This window comes from Bacillus sp. CIS52, assembly GCF_053545315.1.
Genome location: NZ_JBIUFR010000003.1, coordinates 295,213 through 313,959, shown reverse-complemented (window position 1 = coordinate 313,959; position 18,747 = coordinate 295,213). Strand labels below are relative to the sequence as shown.

The following is an 18,747-nucleotide window of genomic DNA, read 5'->3' as shown; positions in this document are numbered from 1 at the left end:
CCCGCGGTTCCACCCAAATTCCCGCCGCTTCAAGCGGCGGCTCATTGTTGCCGTAACGCGGCTATACGGTATCGGCTGCTTTCGTTCACCGATACAGCTCAAAAGGCGGTAAGCCCATTCTTCGTGCCGGGAAGGTCTCAGCCTTGCCTCCCCTCTCTGTATGGCCGGTTAAAATGACTCATGTCCTTATCATTGCAGATTCATTATCCGAAAAAACTTTCTTTTATTATACATAAATTTCCGCGAAAAGAAAGTTTTTTTAAAAAATCGGTAAAAAATTCGGCATATTCTGCTGTCCTGTTACGTCATCATCCATTCGGGAACGCTTTTAATCCAGTCAGCAGTTCTTCAAACGCCGATGTCAAAAATAAATCACGCCGGTAGATGAATGATATATTCATATCCCGAAAACGTTCAGGGAGCTGATGATGAAAAAGATTTTCCCGGTTTTTAAAATAACGGGCGGCTGACGCAGGCAAAAAGGAAACACCCAACCCTGCCTGCACCGCTCCAATAATGGCTTCCAGCGTTCCGAATTCAATGATTTTCTGTGCAGGCACTGCCTCTTCTTTCAATATGTTTTTTATTTTACGGCGGTGCGAACAGCCGGCGGCAAAAAACAGAATCGGCTCTCGCAGCAGGTTTTGCAAGCTGCCTTCCCGCACATTTGAGACCACGATCAATTCTTCTTGGAATACGGCGGATTGTTTAAGGTCTTCGTGTTCGACCGGCCCATAAACAAAAGCCCCGTCCAGCTCATACTGCAGGACGCGCTGCACTAAGGTATGTGTATCACCGGTTGACAGTGACAGCTGTACTTTCGGATATCGTCTGCAATACTCCGTGAAAAATTGAGGGAGATGGACGGCTGCCGCCGTTTCTAAAGAACCGATGCGGAGCGGGCCGTTCGGATGCCCTGCCTCTTGCGCATTTTTTTGCGCCTCATATAGCAGCTGCAGAATTCTGTCTGCATCTTTCAATAAGCTTTCACCTGCTGGCGTCAGCGTCATTCCCCGATTCGTCCGGTAAAACAGCTGTGTTTGCAATTGCCGTTCCAGCTGCTGAATCCGGTTTGTCACATTTGATTGAACATAATGCAGACTTTCGGCCGCCTTTGAAATACTGCCTTTGCGGGCGACAGCCTGAAAAATCTTTAAGTCTCCGCTTTCCATGTAAGGACACCTTCTTGCTATGATTTTTATTGATAGCCGGCTATCAATTTTCCTTCATTTACTGCAGCTGTTACAGCCTGTAAAATTTTTCTCATCAACCATAAAGGAGAGAAAAATAATGGATGCCATTATCATACACGAAAATAGCTTTCATTTCAGGCAGATACCTGACAAACATCCGGGGAACGGAGAAGTCAAAATAAAGCTGAAAACAGCCGGATTAAACCATCGCGATTTATTTTTGATGAAAAACCACGAAACCGGAAACCGTGAATTTATTCTCGGTTCAGACGGCGCGGGAATCGTAACTGAAATAGGACACGGCGTCCGTTCTCATTTACTGCATGCGGAAGTCATCATCAACCCGGTGCTGAATTGGAAGACTGTTGAGGATGTACCAGCCGTCCCTGATATTTTAGGCGGTCCAAGCGACGGAACTTTTTCACCTTATGTCATCGTTCCTGCGGAAAATGCCATTGTAAAACCCGATCATCTGACATGGGAGGAAGCGGGCGTGCTGCCGTTATCAGCATTAACCGCTTATCGCGCCTTATTTACAAAAGGACAATTGAAAAAGGGCGAACACCTTATCCTTCCGGGCATCGGGAGCGGCGTGGCAACATACGCCTTACGAATGGCAAAAGCAATCGGAGCGACAGTCAGCGTCACCTCCCGCAGTGAAAACAAAAAACAAACCGCACTGTCATACGGTGCAGACCGGGCAATTGACAGTTACGGCGACTGGAATGAAGCGTTGAATGGTCAAAAAGCAGATATCATACTTGACGGTGTCGGTCCCGCTTTATATCAGCACTACCTTGACATTATGAAACCGAATGGCCGGATCGTAACATTCGGTGCCAGTTCAGGTGATCAGCTTGGATTTCCTATTCGCTCGCTGTTTTTTCCGCAGATTCATATTCTCGGTACATCAATGGGAAGCAATGAGGAATTCGCGCAAATGCTGGAATTGATAAAACGCTGCGGCATCCGCCCCATTATCGACCGTATGTACCCTCTTAGAGAAGCAGCAGATGCCATTAAGAGAATGCAGGAAGGGCGGCAGTTCGGCAATATCGGCTTTCATATAGATGTCTAAAAAGAGGAGCGGACCCCTCCGTTCTCTTTTTTGTTTATGAGCCTTCCGCTCTGACATACTCTTGATATATTTCTATCAAAAATATAAAAAAGTGTTTTCCCGGTTTTTAAAACTTTTCGATGATACAGCCACACGACGGGTAAAGTGCCCGTCAATAAAATGCACAGCAAAAGTGTCTTTAAACGGCGCCGCCCGAGCTTGCACAGCGCTTCCAGATATCTTTTGTCAGCACAATCCTTTACGTAACGTTTTGCGGCAGCTATCAAAACAGGCCTTCTTTCGTTCACCGATTTGAAACTGCTGAACGGAAGAACAAATCATACGTCGCTCTGTTTCAGAAAGCAGATCATGCTGACAGTTCAGTTCCATGACATATGAAAAAACCGGCTGAGCCCAGCCGGTTCTATAATTAATCCCCTTTATTTACGGTAAAACAGTGCTCCCCATTAAATAACTGTCGACTTCGCGCGCTGCTTCCCGGCCTTCATTAATCGCCCATACAATCAGGCTTTGGCCTCTTCTCGCATCCCCTGCGGCGAAAACACCGTCAACATTCGTTTTATAATCCCCATATGCCGCCTGAATTTTATGATTTGCCGAATCGACACCAAACTGCTTCAATAATGGCTGTTCAGTTCCTTCAAAACCGATGGCGATAAACACCAGCTGAGCAGGCCATACTTTCTCCGTTCCGGGCAGTTCATGAAATTCATACTTACCGAATTCATTTCTGACTTTTTCCATTTGGATGGTGTGGATCTCTTTTAAGCGGCCTTGTTTATCGGCCACCATTTTTGTCGTCTGAATTGAATATTCTCTCGGATCTTTGCCGAACTTTGCCTGCGCTTCTTCATAGGCGTATTCAAGGGTGAAGACGTGCGGCTGTTCAGGCCACATATTGTCATTCGTGCGCGTCTGAGGAAGTTTAGGGTGTTTCCCGAACTGATGCACGCTGCGCGCTTTTTGGCGCAGCGCGGTTGCTACGCAGTCAGCTCCTGTGTCTCCCCCGCCGATCACGATGACGTCTTTCCCTTTAGCGTCTATGAATTGTTTATCTTTGAAGTTGGAATCTAAGTAGCTTTTCGTCGCCAGTGTTAAATAATCCATTGCGTAATGGACGCCTTTTGCTTCCCGGCCTTCAATCAGCAGATTGCGCTGCTTTTGGGCGCCTGTGCACAAAATGACGGCATCAAATTGTTCTTTGAGCTCATCAGCCGTTATGTCAACGCCGATTTCGGTATTTGTCACAAAATCTATACCTTCCTGCGTCAAAAGCTTAATACGGCGTTCGACGACATTTTTCTCAAGCTTCATGCTCGGAATGCCGTACATCAGCAGGCCGCCGGCTCTGTCAGCACGCTCATAGACCGTTACGGAATGACCGGCTTGGTTCAGCTGATCAGCGCTTGCCAGACCTGCCGGGCCTGAACCGACAACAGCGACTTTCTTACCTGTGCGTTTCGCTGGAATTCTCGGCTGAATCCATCCGTTCTCAAAACCTTTGTCAATGATCGTCCGCTCGATGTTTTTAATTGAAACAGCCGGATCTGAAATGGCCAGTGTACAAGATCCTTCACAAGGAGCGGGACAGACCCGCCCTGTGAATTCAGGAAAGTTATTCGTTTTCAGAAGGCGCTCCAGTGCTTCTTTCCAGCGCCCCCGATAGACGAGGTCATTCCATTCCGGTATTAAATTATAAATCGGACATCCGGATGTAAAACCGTTAATATCAGCGCCGATTTGGCAAAACGGTGTGCCGCAATCCATACACCGCGCCCCCTGCCGCTTTGACGCTTCCTCTGAAAATGGAGCCGAATACTCTTTCCAATCTTTTAAGCGAGTGAGAGGGTCCCGCTCAGCCGGTTTTTCTCGTTTTTCTTCCATGAATCCAGTTGGTTTCCCCATGTTCCTCTCCCCTTTCTTACTGCACTACCGCTTGTTTTTGATCTTTGGCCGGCGTTTGGTGAGCCTTTGTGTTGGCTTCAAAAGCATACATAATGGCGTCTTCTTCTGATAAACCCGCCGCTTTTTGTTCTTCGATGCTGAGGAGCATTTGTTTATAGTTTTTCGGAATGACTTTGATAAAGGTCTCTGCGGCGTCTTCCCAATGATCCAGGAGGTCTGCGGCTTTTTTGCTGTTTGTCAGCGCCGCATGCCGTTTGACCATTTCTTTCACTTCTTTGATCTCCGTTTCATCCGTCAGTTTTTCAAATGAAATCATTTCCATGTTGCATTTGCGTTTAAATGCTTTGGCATCATCGCTCAGGACGTATGCGATACCGCCTGACATCCCCGCTCCGAAGTTTTTGCCGACTTCACCGAGGACGACAACCCGGCCGCCTGTCATGTATTCACAGCCGTGATCTCCGATACCTTCTACAACGACATTGACTCCGCTGTTGCGGACCGCAAAACGTTCACCGGCGCGCCCGTTAATGTACGCTTCCCCGCTTGTTGCTCCGTAAAAGGCGACGTTCCCGATAATAACGTTCTCATGCGTTTCGCAATTGAAGGCATCAGGTGCTTTCACGATGATTTTTCCGCCTGACAGCCCTTTTCCTACGTAGTCATTTGAATCCCCGGTCAAATGAAGCGTCATCCCTTTAGGGACAAATGCGCCGAAACTCTGTCCGGCTGATCCGGTGAAATGGAGCCTGATCGTATCATCCGGCAGTCCTTCCGCTCCGTAGCGTTTGGAAATTTCACTTCCCGTCACGGTTCCGGCTACGCGATTTGTATTATTGATCTTGATTTCCGCTTCCGCTTCCTGACCGGCTTCAATTGCAGCCTGCACCGCCGGAAGAATTTCCGTCATATCAAGTGACTGACCGATTTTATGATTTTGCGCAGTCCGGAAAGTGCGCACGCCTTCAGGCTGATACAGCAGCGTGGATAAATCAAGCTGTCCCGCTTTCCAATGCGCTTTTGCACGTTCGCTGACATGAAGAACGTCCGTGCGGCCGATCATTTCATCCAGCGTTTTAAAACCTAACTGCGCCATATATTCACGCACTTCTTCCGCGACAAACAGCATGTAGTTTACGATATGATCAGGATCGCCCATAAACTTTTTGCGAAGCTCCGGATTTTGCGTCGCGACACCTACAGGACATGTATCTAAGTGGCAGGCGCGCATCATGACGCAGCCTAGAACGACGAGCGGCGCTGTGGCAAAGCCGAATTCTTCCGCGCCTAGCAAGGCGGCCATCACGACGTCGCGCCCTGTCATCAGCTTACCGTCCGTTTCCAATACCACGCGATCCCGTAAACCATTCAGCATCAGCGTTTGGTGTGCTTCTGCAAGACCAAGCTCCCACGGAAGACCTGTATGTTTAATACTCGTTTTCGGTGAAGCACCCGTTCCGCCGTCGTACCCGCTGATGACGATGACATCCGCCGTACCTTTTGCCACACCGGCCGCAATCGTGCCGACGCCGGCTTTTGACACGAGCTTGACGCTGATTCGCGCGTTTCGATTTGCATTTTTCAAATCATGGATCAGCTGAGCCAGATCTTCAATTGAATAAATGTCATGATGAGGAGGCGGTGAAATCAGCCCGACACCTGGTGTAGAACCGCGGACATCCGCGACCCAAGGATATACTTTGTTGCCCGGAAGCTGGCCGCCTTCTCCCGGCTTCGCCCCTTGCGCCATTTTGATCTGCAATTCATCCGCATTGACGAGATAATGGCTTTTTACGCCGAAACGGCCGGATGCGATCTGTTTAATTGCACTTCTTCTGTCGTCGCCATTTTCATCCGGAATAAAACGTTTCGGGTCTTCTCCGCCTTCTCCGCTGTTGCTTTTTCCGCCGAGCCGGTTCATCGCTATTGCCAAGGCTTCATGCGCTTCCTTGCTTAATGAACCGAACGACATCGCCCCTGTTTTAAAACGTTTCACGATGGACGCAGCTGATTCGACTTCTTCTAATTTTAAAGGTTTGCGGTCTTCTTTGAATGCGAACAGATTACGTAAAAACCCGATTCGTTCTTCATCCGCTGCATGAGAATATTGCTTAAACAGGCTGTAATCATTCTTGCGGCACGCCCATTGCAGAGTATGGATGGTTTTCGGATTGAAAGCGTGGTGCTCTCCCCCGTTTCGCCATTGGAATTCACTACCCGGCTCAAGAGTTTGACTGTAATCATCCTTGTAAGCCGCTTGATGACGCTGTTTTGCTTCTTGCGCGATCGTTTCGATATCGATTCCGCCAAGCTGGGATGCAGTTCCCGTAAAGTATTTGGAAATGACGTCTTCACCGATGCCGACCGCTTCAAAAATTTGGGCGCCCCTGTAACTTTGCACAGTTGAAATTCCCATTTTTGACATCACTTTCACGACGCCTTCTGTCACGCTCTTTCCGTATTTGCTGACAGCTTCCTCATACGGAATATCAAGCCGTCCCTCATCGATTTCCTGCTTATACGTAGCATAAGTCAAATATGGATTGACAGCATCGGCCCCATATCCGATGAGAGCCGCAAAGTGATGAACTTCACGCGCTTCGCCTGATTCAACGATAATGCTTGCTTTAGTACGCAGACCTTGACGGATTAAATGCTGATGCAGCGCACTGACGGCCAAAAGCGGCGGAATCGGTGTCAATTCTTTACTCATTGCCCTGTCAGATAAAATTAACAGAGATACGCCTTCCTTGATCGCTTTTTCCGCCTGCTGAAACAAATCCTTCAGGCCTTTTTCCAGGTCATCGGAAAACAGCGTGCGGATGTTCTGGCTCTTAATGTCAGGATGCACAAGTGTTTTCAGCGCATAAAACTGTTCGTTAGATAATACAGGAGTGTACAGTTTAATGCGGCGGGCATTTCTTTCACTCGGATGCAGCAGATCGCCTTCAGCTCCGAGCCATGTCACCGTGGAGGTCACCAGCTGCTCGCGGATCGCGTCAATCGGCGGGTTTGTGACTTGCGCAAACAGCTGTTTAAAATAATGAAACAGTGATTGGGCACGGTCGGATAAAACGGCGAGCGGCGAGTCATTTCCCATGGAGCCGAGCGGGTCTTTGCCTTCTTTAATAACAGGAATTAAATATTTCTGAATATCTTCATACGTATAGCCAAATGCTTTTTGCCGGACGAGAAGATCATCGAATTGTTCCTCTTCCCGGATTTCCGGATCAGGATTCACTTGAACCAATTCCTCTTCAAGCCATTTTTGATACGGGAATTCATTGGCGATTTCCGTTTTTACTTCTTCATCTGAAATAATCCGGCCTTCCTCTAAGTCAATGAGCAGCATTTTTCCGGGTTCCAGGCGTTTTTTATGAAGAATGTTTTCCTGCTCCACTTCAATAACGCCCACCTCAGATGAGAAAATAATATGGTCATCTTTTGTCACATAGTAACGTGCCGGACGCAGGCCGTTACGGTCAAGGATGGCGCCGATTTGTTTACCGTCCGTAAACGAAATGGCGGTCGGTCCGTCCCACGGCTCCATTAAAGAGCTGTGATATTCGTAAAAAGCCCGTTTCGCTTTAGACATGTGAGTGTTTTCGGTCCATGGTTCCGGGATCAGCATCATTGCCGTATGTGCCGGCTTCCGTCCCGCCATCACGAAAAATTCAAACGCATTATCAAGAATGGATGAGTCACTGCCCTCAGCATTTAAAATCGGCAGCACTTTATGAAGATCGTCTCCGAAGCTTTCTGAAACAAACTGCTGCTCTCTCGCCCGCATCCAATTGATATTGCCCCGGAGCGTATTGATTTCTCCGTTATGGATCAGATAGCGGTTCGGATGGGCACGTTCCCAAGTAGGAAAGGTATTTGTGCTGAACCGTGAATGTACGAGTGAAAATGCAGATACGAAGGTTTCATCCTGCAAATCCAAATAAAACGCGTCAACCTGCTCAGGCGTTAACAAACCTTTATAAACGATAGTCTGGCTTGACAGGCTTGCGAAGTAAAAATCAAGCTGTTCTTGGACGCCCCAATTTTCCGCCTGCTTCCGGATGACATACAGTTTGCGTTCAAAAGCAAGGCTGTCTTTCAAATCGTTTGCGGCACCGATAAATACTTGGCGCACGTACGGGCAAGTACTTTGTGCCACTGTTCCGATTTTTCCGACATTAACGGGGACGGTTCTCCAGCCGAGAACGGTCTGCCCTTCCTGCTCAATGAATGCATTCACCTGTTTTTCGATCTTTTTTCTTTCCTCTTCATTTTGCGAGAAAAAGACCATTCCTACCCCGTAACAGCCTTTTTCAGGCAGCTTCATTTCTCCGCACTCTTTCTTAAAAAAAGCATCAGGGATCTGAACCATCAGGCCGGCGCCGTCTCCCGTATTCGGGTCACTGCCCTGTCCTCCTCTGTGATCCAGCTGGCAAAGCATCTGCAGTCCTTTTTTGACAATGTCATGTGAAGGTTTCCCTTTTAAATGGGCATACAAGCCGATTCCGCATGCATCATGCTCAAATTCCGGACGGTAGAGACCTTGTGCTTTCGGCATTTGATTGTAAGTCATAATTCCTCTCCCCCGATCAGTTTCCGTTAATTATCGGTCATAAAATCTGACAACTTTAAATTAATTGTAAGTTTTCAAAACAATATAAACAATATATAATTTAGATCAAATACATCTCAAAATGAGATAGATAGGTGTGAACGCAATGGAATTACGCCAGCTTCGGTATTTTATGGAGGTAGCAGAACGGGAACATGTGTCAGAAGCGGCTGATCATCTTCATGTCGCCCAATCCGCCATCAGCAGGCAGATTGCAAATCTTGAAGAAGAGCTGAAGGTCACTTTATTTGAACGGGAAGGCAGAAATATTAAGTTAACGCCGATCGGCAAACAATTTTTAGAACATATTAAAACAGCGATGAAAGCAATTGATTACGCGAAGGAACAAATCGATGAATATCTTGATCCTAATCGCGGAACCGTCAAAATAGGATTCCCGACGAGCCTTGCAAGTCAGCTTTTGCCGACAGTGATTTCAGCATTTAAAGAGGAGCACCCGAACGTTGAGTTTTTGCTCCGCCAAGGATCTTATAAGTTTTTAATTGAAGCCGTGAGAAACAGGGACATAGATGCGGCGCTGCTCGGCCCCGTTCCGACGGAATTTCCCGACATAACAGGCAATATCTTATTCACAGAAAAGATTTACGCGCTTGTTCCGCTGCATCATCCGCTTGCCAAACAAAAAAATATTCATTTAATTGATCTGCGCGGCGATCAATTTGTTTTATTTCCTGAAGGATTTATTCTCCGCAATATGGCGATTGACGCTTGCAGACAGGCAGGCTTTGCGCCGCTTGTATCAACGGAGGGCGAGGATTTAGATGCCATTAAAGGATTAGTCTCCGCAGGCATGGGCGTTACTTTATTACCTGAAAGCACCTTTGCGGAAACCACACCTCGGTTCACGGTCAAAATTCCGATTGAATTCCCTCAAGTGAAGCGCACCGTAGGCATTATTAAGCCAAAAGGCAGAGAACTGGCTCCGTCTGCGAATGATTTCTATCATTTTGTCATTCAATTTTTCTCCAAACTTGCACAATATCAATAAAAACAAACCCGAGCTTCAAAACGAAGCCTCGGGTTTTGCCATATTTTATTGACTTTTCTCAGCCGATCGGGATGGACAGTTCAACGTGGCAGACAAACGCTTCCGGATCAATGACTGATTGGCCGGTCTGTTTATGCGGCGTTTCTTTATATGTCTTCAGCTGAGCTGAGGAATAATTGACGATGCCGAGCCCAAGCTCTTCTCCCTGCTGATCAAGCAGTCTGACAACCGCCCCGCTGCTGAATCTGCCGTTAATCTGTTCGATATCCTGCGGTGACAGCGCCACATTTCCGTTCGCTATATCGCGGCTGCTTTTCTTCTCCATCACAATCTCGCCTTCGGGGCCGGAATTAAATGCAAGCCATTGTTCTTTGTGGTTTAACGGGAGAGTTCCTTCCGCTTCAAAATAAGTTCCTTCAGCCGCCTCTTCTACCGCTTGAAGCAGAATGTCCGGGGTATTAGCCTGCCCGAGGAAGCCTTTAATACCGGAGGCCATCACAATTTTAAAAGCATCCAGCTTTGAACGCATTCCTCCGGTACCCATCTCACTCCCGGCATCTCCTGCGCTTGCTTCTATTTCCGGGGTGATGTCACTTACATGTCTGATTCGTGCCGCTTCCGGGTTTTTGCGCGGATTATCATCATATAATCCGTCGATATCTGATAAAATCACAAGCATGTCGGCATCAATTAAGCCTGCGACCTTTGCCGCGAGTGTATCATTATCACCGAATTTCAGCCGATTGACTGTGACGGTGTCATTTTCATTAATAATCGGAATAATGCCTCGTTCCAAAAGGACATTCATTGTATTGCGGACATTATGATAGCGGTATTCATCAGAAAAGTCGCTTCTTGTAATTAAAATTTGTGACGCGACATAACCGTGCGCTAAAAACAGCTTTGAATAAGCTTCCATTAATAATCCCTGCCCAATGGAAGCAGAAGCCTGTTTTTCGGGGAGGCTTTCCGGTTTCTGAATAAAGCCGAGCTTCCGATAACCTGCCGCCACTGCGCCGGAAGATACTAAAATCACTTCATAACCGCTGTCTTTCAGCTGTGCGATTTGATCCACCAATGTCTCCAGTTTTCTTCTGCTGATTTCTCCGTGCAGGCTCGTCAGTGAGCTGCTGCCGATTTTCACCGCGACTCTTTTGATCTCCGTCCGAGACGTCACTGTATCACTCCTGTTTTTATTTTATAGTGCTGCTGTTTTTTCAATTGTTTTGCTGATCTCAATAGAACGTTCGGTCGCATGTTTAATGGCTTTGGCAATGGCTTCCCCGCCGCCTTCAGACCTGAGCGCATCAAGGCCGGCTGCAGTCGTGCCGTTTGGAGAGGTGATGTTTTCTCGCAGCACATCCGGTTTTTCCCCCGTCTCCATCAGCATTTTTGCTGCGCCTAATAATGTTTGCGCGCCGATTTTGCGGGACATTTGTTTATCTAAGCCGGCTTCTTCACCTGCTTTTTCAATAAACTCCATTAAATAATAAAAGTACGCCGGTCCGCTGCCTGCGATGCCGGTGAAAATGTCCATCTGATCTTCCTTGATCACATATACTTCACCGAGACATTCCAGAAGGGATACCGCAGTTTGTGCTGAACTTTGAGAGACATGGTCTCCGAAAGCCGCAGCTGTTGCCGATTCGCCGATCATGCTGGATGTGTTCGGCATGACTCTTACAACCGGCTGATTCTCATGTAATGATTGTTGTATAAATGAGGTTGTTATGCCTGCCAAGACAGACAGGATGATTTGATGAGGTTGAATACGCCGTTTCAGCGTCTCCAGAGCGATTTCAGCATCCTTCGGTTTCATAGCTAAAATAAAGATATCAATGTCTTCGGTTTTCATGCTGTCAAAAGCTGTGCCTTGAATTCCGTATTGATGTTCCAATTCAGCGAGTCGCTCTGTATTTCGGCGGTTTGTCACGCAGATGTTTTGATTGGGAATTTTTTTTGCGCGGACCATGCCTGATATCATTCCTTCAGCCATTGATCCTGCTCCTATAAAAGCAACTTTCTTTTGATCTAAGATCGGTAACATCTCCCTTGTTCGTATTTTGTTCGCATTTTTCACACGTTTTTTATGTTATCATGTCAGGAGTCAATGTCAAGTTTGAAGGTTTTATTGATATGTATTGTTCCCTGTCTGCCATTATGTATAATGAATCACAGAACAACCCGCCTGAGCCCGGGCGGCGGGGTGTGTTCCGGACAGATTTAAAAATTATCTGACAGGGCTTTTTCTATCAGCTTTTTGCAGCGGTCAAGCTCTGTCTTAAGCTGTTTTTTGTAAAGTTTCGCAGCTTCATAGTCTTTAAATTGATAGAGAACGACTTCCTGGAGTTTGGCTCCTTCTTTTTTGACCTTTACCTGTTTTAAGATCCCGTCATCCAAGAGTTCGTGGAGTGACCGGTATACCTCAGTATGATTCGGCTTAAAACCGATGGGTTTAAATTCGGAGCGCAGCACCTCGAGAAGCTTCAGTCCGTAAAGCCGTTCCTGCTCTGTCATTGTAAGCATGTAAAGCTTTAAAAAAGCCCTTTGTTTCACTAAAAAACCGGTTGAACTTCTTTTTTCTTCTTTCAATATGTGCACACCCTTCCCTCTAACAAATTATTCCATGTACTAAATATTCTCTTTATATTCCGTTTCCCCTTTTATTGTGCGGACAGTTTAATTTGTATTTATTTGTTTTTTAGAGCGGCGGGAAAAAATATAATTGAACATTTGGTACATAGTTTATTTAGTTTAATTATAACTGATATCGGTTTCTGTTTCATTCCTTTTTTCGCATAAATCCTTTATATCTGCTCATTCAGTTTTAGGAAAAAAAAAGACCTGTCTAAAAAGACAGATCCCGTTTTTTAAGGATTGGTTGACCATAAACCGGCAGTTTTGATGAAAATGCGCGGATGTAATTTCAATTGAGCAACCATATATTCTGCAAGATCCTCAGGCTGCATGACTTTTTCCGGATTGCCGTCTGTCAGATTTAATTCAATTGACATATCGCTGGCAACCGTGCTCGGAGTCATTGCGCTGACACGGATATTGTGTTTTCTCACTTCCTGCATGAGAGATTCAGTCAAACCGAGAACGGCAAATTTCGAAGCGCTGTACGCACTTGTCGCCGCGGCGCCTCTTTGGCCGGCCGTAGAGGAAATATTAATGATATCTCCTGATTTTCTCTCAATCATTTCAGGAAGAACGGCGCGTGTCACATGGTACACACCCATTACATTAACTTGAATGATGTCTTCCCACTCTTCTGGCGTAAGATCTAAAAATCCGCCGAATTTGCTGATTCCGGCATTGTTTATCAGGATGTCAATCTCACCGAGATCTTCTTTAATAGAAGCGACGGCTTGTTCGACCTCTTTTTGACTTTTCACATCCGCAGAAGCGAATGATGCCTTTACACCAAGAGCTTCCACTTCTTCTGCAACCTTTTTCACATTTGCTTCAGTGCGGCCGATTAAACCGATATTGACTCCTTCTTTCGCTAAAGCAATAGCGGCGGCGCGGCCGATTCCTCTGCCCGCACCCGTGATAAGAGCCGTTTTGTTCTGTATATTTTCCACGTCTTTCACCCTTTCTGAATGTCCTTATGTACGATTTCACATTATAAGCAGAAAAAAAACAATTAGCAAATAAAATGATTCATCAATCTCTATAAAGGGTATCAACTGAAAAAAAGGAGTGAAAAGCAGATGATTATCATTTTGTATATCAGTGCTGCCGTTGCGGCTGCCGCCTTGGTTTATTTAGCCGTATCAGCCGTGCGTTTTAAAAGGAACACAGCGCCTGATATAAAGAAGATTAACGTCACGGCAGCGTCCATGCAGACGTCCGTTGAAGAAATCAAAACAGAAACCCGTCGGTTATCACAAAAGCAGAAAGAACTGCAGGAAGACTTTCTCACTAAAAAAACAGCCGTGCAAACGACGGCTGCTGAAGCAAAAGGAACACCTCATGTCCTGAAGATGCTCTGGAACGCCGGTAAAAGCGATTTATGAGCCTGCATGTCATCCGCCGTTTTTGCTGACACTAAGAGAATGAGCGGGTTCAAGGAGGCATAATATGATTTGCAATCGTGAGCGGCTTGCACATTTTTTGCGCCAGCTTAAAGCATTATCATCTTCGGGAGAATTTACAAAATTGGATTTGCTGACTCCGGAGTTCCATTTAGCGAAGGACGGAGATCTGGATATGTATTATTCGCCTCATAATGAGTATATCAACCCTCATGCTGCAGTTGTCATCTCCGGAATTACACCCGGTTTTTTTCAGATGCAGCGGGCTTACAAAGCAGCGGCACAGCTTTTAAAAAACGGCGAATCTCTTGAGGTGGTAGCATATGAGACAAAAAAAGCGGCCGGGCTTTCCGGTTCCATGAGGCAGCACATGATCGAAATGCTTAATGAATGCGGTCTGCCGGCCGCGCTCCGAGTTGAGAATTTATCCTGTTTATTTGGTTCAAAACGGGAGCTGCTTCATACGACATCCGTTATCAAACACCCTGTTTTTTATAAACAGAAAAACTATACGGGACATCAGCCGCTAATCAGCAGGTCAGCTCTTCTCAGCCGTTATGCGCTGAAATATTTTCCGGACGAAATAGAAATGATGAAAAAGGACATTCTGCTCGTCCCTCTCGGAAAAGCAGCAGAATCCGCCTGCCGCATGCTGAAGAAGAACGGGAGGATGAATCATGCGGTCATTTTGGAAGGCTTCCCGCATCCGTCCGGCGCAAACGGACATCGTTTCAAACAATTTCACGAAAACAAACAATCGTTACGTGAACAAATTCAGCGCTTTGCCGAGTTTCTTCAGAAGCTGTAAAAAACGCCCCGAGCCTTCGGGGCGTTTCTGTTAAGAAGCATATTCAGGCAATGATTTATCGTGTTTTGCCGTTTTTTCTTCAGGTATTTTGATTTGATTTGTCAGGATTGCACTTGCGAAATAGAGCGCCGCGAAAATCCATACTACGCCTTGTGCGCCGACAAGCCCGATAAACGCCCAGGCAAGCGCGGGGCCGACAAATGCCGACAGGCCCGCGGCCAGATTTAACACAGACATGGCAGCACCTTTATCGCTGCCGGCCGCCGTCGGCACGATAGCTCCGATCGGAACGAATCCGGCCAGAAGCCCTCCCCAAATAAAGCCGACAATGCTGACGAAAAGCAAGTTCCCATGTGATACAACAGGAGCATAATATAATAAAAGGGTAAAAATGCCGCAGCCCGCTCCTCCGAACCACATGACAGTCTTTTTCCAGCCGAACGCATCGCCGACTGCACCGAAGATTAAGTTAAAGACGATATTGCCGAGAAAGATCGTGCCCCAAATCTGCAGCCATACATTTGTAGAAATGCCGTGCTGCGCCATATGCATTGGGAGAAATACCGGAAATCCGTATGTTCCGATACTGTTGATGATCCGAACAATCCCCCCTGAAAGCACACGCGGATTTTCAGCAAGGATGGTGATTCCTTTCATTAATTCCTGCACCTTTTCCTGTTTACTTGCTTTTTTCTTTTCAAAGCGGTCCCTATTTAAAATCAAAGCAAAAAACGCGCCGAGGCATACCCAGAAAATTGAACTCCACAGCGTATTCAAATAGCCGAAAGATTTGATGGCCCAGCTAGAATACCAGGCTCCGAATACAAACATCCCGCAGCAATATGCAATCCAGAACCAGCCGACCGCCGTACTGAGCTTGTTTTTCGGCGACCGGTAAATCACCCATGTCAAAAAAGAATAGGCAAACAGCGGATAGCCCAGCCCTTTAATAAAATACGTGACATACATTACCGGCAAATTAAGATTTTCAAATCCGTATGCGATAAACGCGGCTGTTCCGATAACGTAAAATAACAGCCCCATAAACATCGTCCGCTTTGCGCCGAAGGCTTCGAGGCAGACGCCTGAAAACCAAGACGCTATTGCGAGAGAAATACCGTAAACCGTAAACAAGGATGCTGATTGCTGTACCGTCAAGCCGTTTTCAACTAAAAACGGGCTGAGCCAGCCTTGTTCAAGGCCGTCCCCCATCATAAACAGCACGACCCCTAAAAATCCCCAGGCAAGCTGTTTCGGAATTCCTATTTTATTAAGCATTTTTGTTCCTCCTCAGCAATCTTTCATGTTGTCATCTCATCCCCAAGTCAGGCTTTCACCGCTGGGCTGAAAATGCGCAAATAATTTTTGCGTATGTTTCCATTCTTCATATAGGAAGAGATCCGTCTGATCCGATTCGGGTTCAATTAGCTTTGTGCGGTTCGAAAGTTCTTCTTTCACACCGAGAGCTTCGTTGCAGATCATCGCCGCCCCCATTACGGATGCCTGGCTGAAGCCTTCTCTCTTATAAATCTTCTTTTGCAGAAGGTTAGCAAGAAACTGTGTCAACGCAGCACTTTGGAAACCCCCGCCGCACACCTTCACATTTTGGGAAAAGGAAGTCACTTCTGTTAACGCCTCATAGTTCCATTTGATTGAAAAAGCGATTTCCATCAGAGCGGCTTTGACAAAATGCGCTCGGCTTAAACTTTGGGACAGCGGGGCATCAAAAATAAATCCGCCTTTTGCGAGTGCGTTTTTCTCAGGCGATAAATAGGAGCCTAACGCAGAAACACAAGCTTGATCATGTTTCGGCAGACTGGCGATTTCCCGTTCCATGACGCCGTAGGATTCATTCGGATAAAAAATGGATTTTAATTTTTGATAATTGAGTCCTGTTACACCCGGATTAGTTTCAAGAAGCCATTGACCTTCTTCTGTATGGCAATTCAGCCATGCATTCTCTAAACTTTCGGTTCCGGGCTCCGCTGTTATCTTTGTAATCGGCGTCGTCGTACCGGATACGATGACGATATCTCCCGGCTTTGCATCTGCACTTTTAATGGCAAGCTGTGTGTCTCCTCCGCCTGCAATCACAGGCACTCTTTCAGAAAGACCGAGAACAGCCGCTTTTTTAAACGTTAACATTCCGACAACCGTCCCAGATCGGACGAGTGAAGGAAGAATGGCAGAAGGCACCCCGAAGATGCTGCATAATTTCTCTGACCACGCCTTTTTCCTTACGTCAAACAGCAGTGTTTCAGCGGCCTGTGACGGTTCATAGCTTAAAATTCCGCTCAGCTCAAATGTCACCCAGTCACTGATGCTTGTGATGTACTTCACTTCTTTCCATAATGACGGCTGTCTTTTTTTTAACCCGACAAGTTTCATGGCGGAAAATAAAGCGCTCGGAAGGCGTCCGGCGCGCTGATGCACTTCTTCTTTTAACTCGATCTCTCCCTCCCATTCGCGCCCTCTATTATCAATGTTGGGCAGACCGAGAAACGCCTTTTTATCTTTATTAATCAGAACAATTCCCTGCCTCTGGCTTGTTGAGGTGATTCCGATTAATGTAATATGAGGGCTTTTAGCAATAGCCTTTTTTGCCATAGCGCTGATTTGCGCCCATAATCTTTCCGGCGAGAAATAACGGCCGTCCGGATAAAGCGGATCCGTCACATATTCAATGTCTTCCCTTTCCAGTGCGGTCACGTCGCCGCTGGCAGTCACAACCGCGACTCGCGCATTCCCTGTCCCGATGTCAAATACAAGGTAGCCTTTTTGTTCAGCCATTACAGCCTCCTCCTTTTTCTATCCTTCCATCTCAAGTTCTCTTTTGTTATAAAGTTCACGTATTGAGCAGAGCTGATCTTTTTTCCATTTGAAAAGCGCCTCATTTAAAATCCTCACATGATGATCCTCCACCTCAAATGTTGCGCCCGCTAAATGGGGAGTCGCAAACACATTCGGCAGTGAGATCAATTCATAATCAGAAGATTCAGGCGGTTCGTGATAAAACACGTCAAGGATCGCTCCTTTAATCCGCCGTTCTTTCAGCACCCGCAGCAGCTCTTTTCCGTCTGTAACCGCCGCTCTTGATGTATTGACAAAAACAGCTTCTTGCTTCATCAATTGAAAGTGCCGGGCGCCGATTAGGCCGATGGTTTCTTCGGTGCGCGGCAAATGAACGGAGACAATATCACTTTCGGAAAATACCCGTTCAATCGTCGTTTTTTCATACTCCCGGTTCTCATGATTGACAAAGGGGTCATAGTACAGCACCTTGCAGTCAAAAGCCGACAACAGCCGGGCGATTCTCTGTCCTACAGCTCCGAAACCGATAAGGCCGACTGTTTTCCCCGTCAGCTCATTTCCCCTGAATTTGATGTAAGCCTGCAAATAATCACCATTCCACTTCCCGTCCTTCAGCCACCGATGGGAAGAATACGTGTGGCGCAAAAATGAAATGACATTTCCGATAAACATTTCAGCAACAGCCTGGGCATTGCGGGCCGGTGTATAGAAGACAGGAATTTTTCTTTTAGTCGCCGCCGCGATATCCACATTAGACGGCATCCCTCTGCAGACGCCGATAAAAGCGGAATCAGGCAATATATCAATCACTCGCTCAGATACCTCATCAAGTTCGGTAATAAGCCCCGACGCGTTTGTCTCTTGAATCATCCGGATTAATTCATCTTCCCGATAGGCCCTGCCGTGCTTCTTCCACGGCAGGTGTACAGTCCGGCCGAACAGATCTGTCAGCTCCTTCAGCCCCTCGTCGTGATATGGTGCGGTAATTAAAACCGTCATGGTGCAAAACATCCTTTTCACATAAATTTTTTCACAAAAAAATCTCTTTCCCCGAAGAAGGAAAGAGATTCATATACCGTCTTTATCCGCTTGAAGCGCACAAATATGTATAGACCATTCTTTCCTATCTTTCAAGCATACGCTTGCTGGAATTGGCACAATAAATGTTGCCGAGGTTTCATAGGGCCAGTCCCTCCACCTCTCTTGATAGAAAATAAAATGATGAAATTGTCAGGCTTTTAAAAAGAATAAACTCATCATAGATAAGTCTTTCCGTGATGTCAACACT

General features: G+C 46.5%; 14 protein-coding genes and 1 riboswitch. Of the genes, 4 read left to right on the top strand and 10 right to left on the bottom strand.

Annotation, left to right across the window (positions count from 1 at the left end):
- Positions 1-308: 308 nt before the first annotated feature.
- The gene (locus ACH32G_RS14510) at positions 309-1,172 is read right to left on the bottom strand and encodes a LysR family transcriptional regulator (RefSeq protein ID WP_049628590.1); all 864 of its coding nucleotides are present in this window, start codon (positions 1,170-1,172) and stop codon (positions 309-311) included.
- Between the two features lie 118 nt (positions 1,173-1,290).
- Here ACH32G_RS14510 and ACH32G_RS14505 point away from each other — a divergent pair, with 118 nt between their 5' ends.
- Positions 1,291-2,271: a zinc-binding dehydrogenase gene (locus tag ACH32G_RS14505; RefSeq protein WP_448814481.1), complete on the top strand. Its 981-nt coding sequence runs from the start codon at positions 1,291-1,293 to the stop codon at positions 2,269-2,271.
- Between the two features lie 423 nt (positions 2,272-2,694).
- Here the strand turns inward: ACH32G_RS14505 and gltD are convergent, their stop codons facing one another.
- A complete protein-coding gene (gene gltD, locus ACH32G_RS14500; protein ID WP_448814480.1) occupies positions 2,695-4,176 on the bottom strand; it encodes a glutamate synthase small subunit in 1,482 nt (493 codons plus the stop codon).
- Positions 4,177-4,192: 16 nt separating this feature from the next.
- On the bottom strand, positions 4,193-8,752 hold the full coding sequence (gene gltB, locus ACH32G_RS14495; RefSeq protein ID WP_448814479.1) for a glutamate synthase large subunit: 4,560 nt from the start codon (positions 8,750-8,752) through the stop codon (positions 4,193-4,195).
- Between the two features lie 145 nt (positions 8,753-8,897).
- Between gltB and ACH32G_RS14490 the strand changes: the two genes are divergently transcribed.
- Positions 8,898-9,800: a LysR family transcriptional regulator gene (locus tag ACH32G_RS14490; RefSeq protein WP_448814478.1), complete on the top strand. Its 903-nt coding sequence runs from the start codon at positions 8,898-8,900 to the stop codon at positions 9,798-9,800.
- Between the two features lie 58 nt (positions 9,801-9,858).
- On the opposite strand, the gene proB is transcribed toward ACH32G_RS14490, so the two are convergent.
- From proB to ACH32G_RS14470, 4 genes are all read right to left on the bottom strand, one after another.
- Positions 9,859-10,977, bottom strand: a complete 1,119-nt coding sequence (proB, locus tag ACH32G_RS14485) for a glutamate 5-kinase (RefSeq protein WP_327815775.1) — start codon at positions 10,975-10,977, stop codon at positions 9,859-9,861.
- Between the two features lie 21 nt (positions 10,978-10,998).
- The gene (proC, locus tag ACH32G_RS14480) at positions 10,999-11,847 is read right to left on the bottom strand and encodes a pyrroline-5-carboxylate reductase (RefSeq protein ID WP_327815773.1); all 849 of its coding nucleotides are present in this window, start codon (positions 11,845-11,847) and stop codon (positions 10,999-11,001) included.
- A gap of 176 nt (positions 11,848-12,023) precedes the next feature.
- Positions 12,024-12,392, bottom strand: a complete 369-nt coding sequence (gene rtp / locus ACH32G_RS14475; RefSeq protein ID WP_448814477.1) for a replication termination protein — start codon at positions 12,390-12,392, stop codon at positions 12,024-12,026.
- A 278-nt stretch (positions 12,393-12,670) separates the two neighbouring features.
- Positions 12,671-13,387: a 3-ketoacyl-ACP reductase gene (locus ACH32G_RS14470; RefSeq protein WP_414831145.1), complete on the bottom strand. Its 717-nt coding sequence runs from the start codon at positions 13,385-13,387 to the stop codon at positions 12,671-12,673.
- A gap of 129 nt (positions 13,388-13,516) precedes the next feature.
- Here ACH32G_RS14470 and ACH32G_RS14465 point away from each other — a divergent pair, with 129 nt between their 5' ends.
- Entirely contained in the window at positions 13,517-13,822 is a 306-nt protein-coding gene (locus tag ACH32G_RS14465; RefSeq protein WP_366970870.1) for a DUF948 domain-containing protein, read from the top strand.
- A gap of 64 nt (positions 13,823-13,886) precedes the next feature.
- A complete protein-coding gene (locus ACH32G_RS14460) occupies positions 13,887-14,648 on the top strand; it encodes a hypothetical protein (RefSeq protein ID WP_448814476.1) in 762 nt (253 codons plus the stop codon).
- A gap of 30 nt (positions 14,649-14,678) precedes the next feature.
- On the opposite strand, the gene ACH32G_RS14455 is transcribed toward ACH32G_RS14460, so the two are convergent.
- The 3 genes from ACH32G_RS14455 to ACH32G_RS14445 are packed head-to-tail and all read right to left on the bottom strand — an operon-like array spanning position 14,679 to position 18,458.
- Positions 14,679-15,926 (bottom strand): RbtT/DalT/CsbX family MFS transporter, encoded by a 1,248-nt coding sequence (locus tag ACH32G_RS14455; RefSeq protein WP_049628599.1) that lies wholly within the window; start codon positions 15,924-15,926, stop codon positions 14,679-14,681.
- Positions 15,927-15,962: 36 nt separating this feature from the next.
- Complete coding sequence (locus ACH32G_RS14450; protein WP_448814475.1) at positions 15,963-17,438, bottom strand: FGGY-family carbohydrate kinase; 1,476 nt, start codon at positions 17,436-17,438, stop codon at positions 15,963-15,965.
- Positions 17,439-17,456: 18 nt separating this feature from the next.
- Positions 17,457-18,458, bottom strand: coding sequence for a 2-hydroxyacid dehydrogenase (locus ACH32G_RS14445; RefSeq protein WP_448814474.1), 1,002 nt, complete (start codon positions 18,456-18,458; stop codon positions 17,457-17,459).
- Between the two features lie 121 nt (positions 18,459-18,579).
- Positions 18,580-18,672: riboswitch (SAM riboswitch) on the bottom strand.
- Positions 18,673-18,747 lie beyond the last annotated feature (75 nt).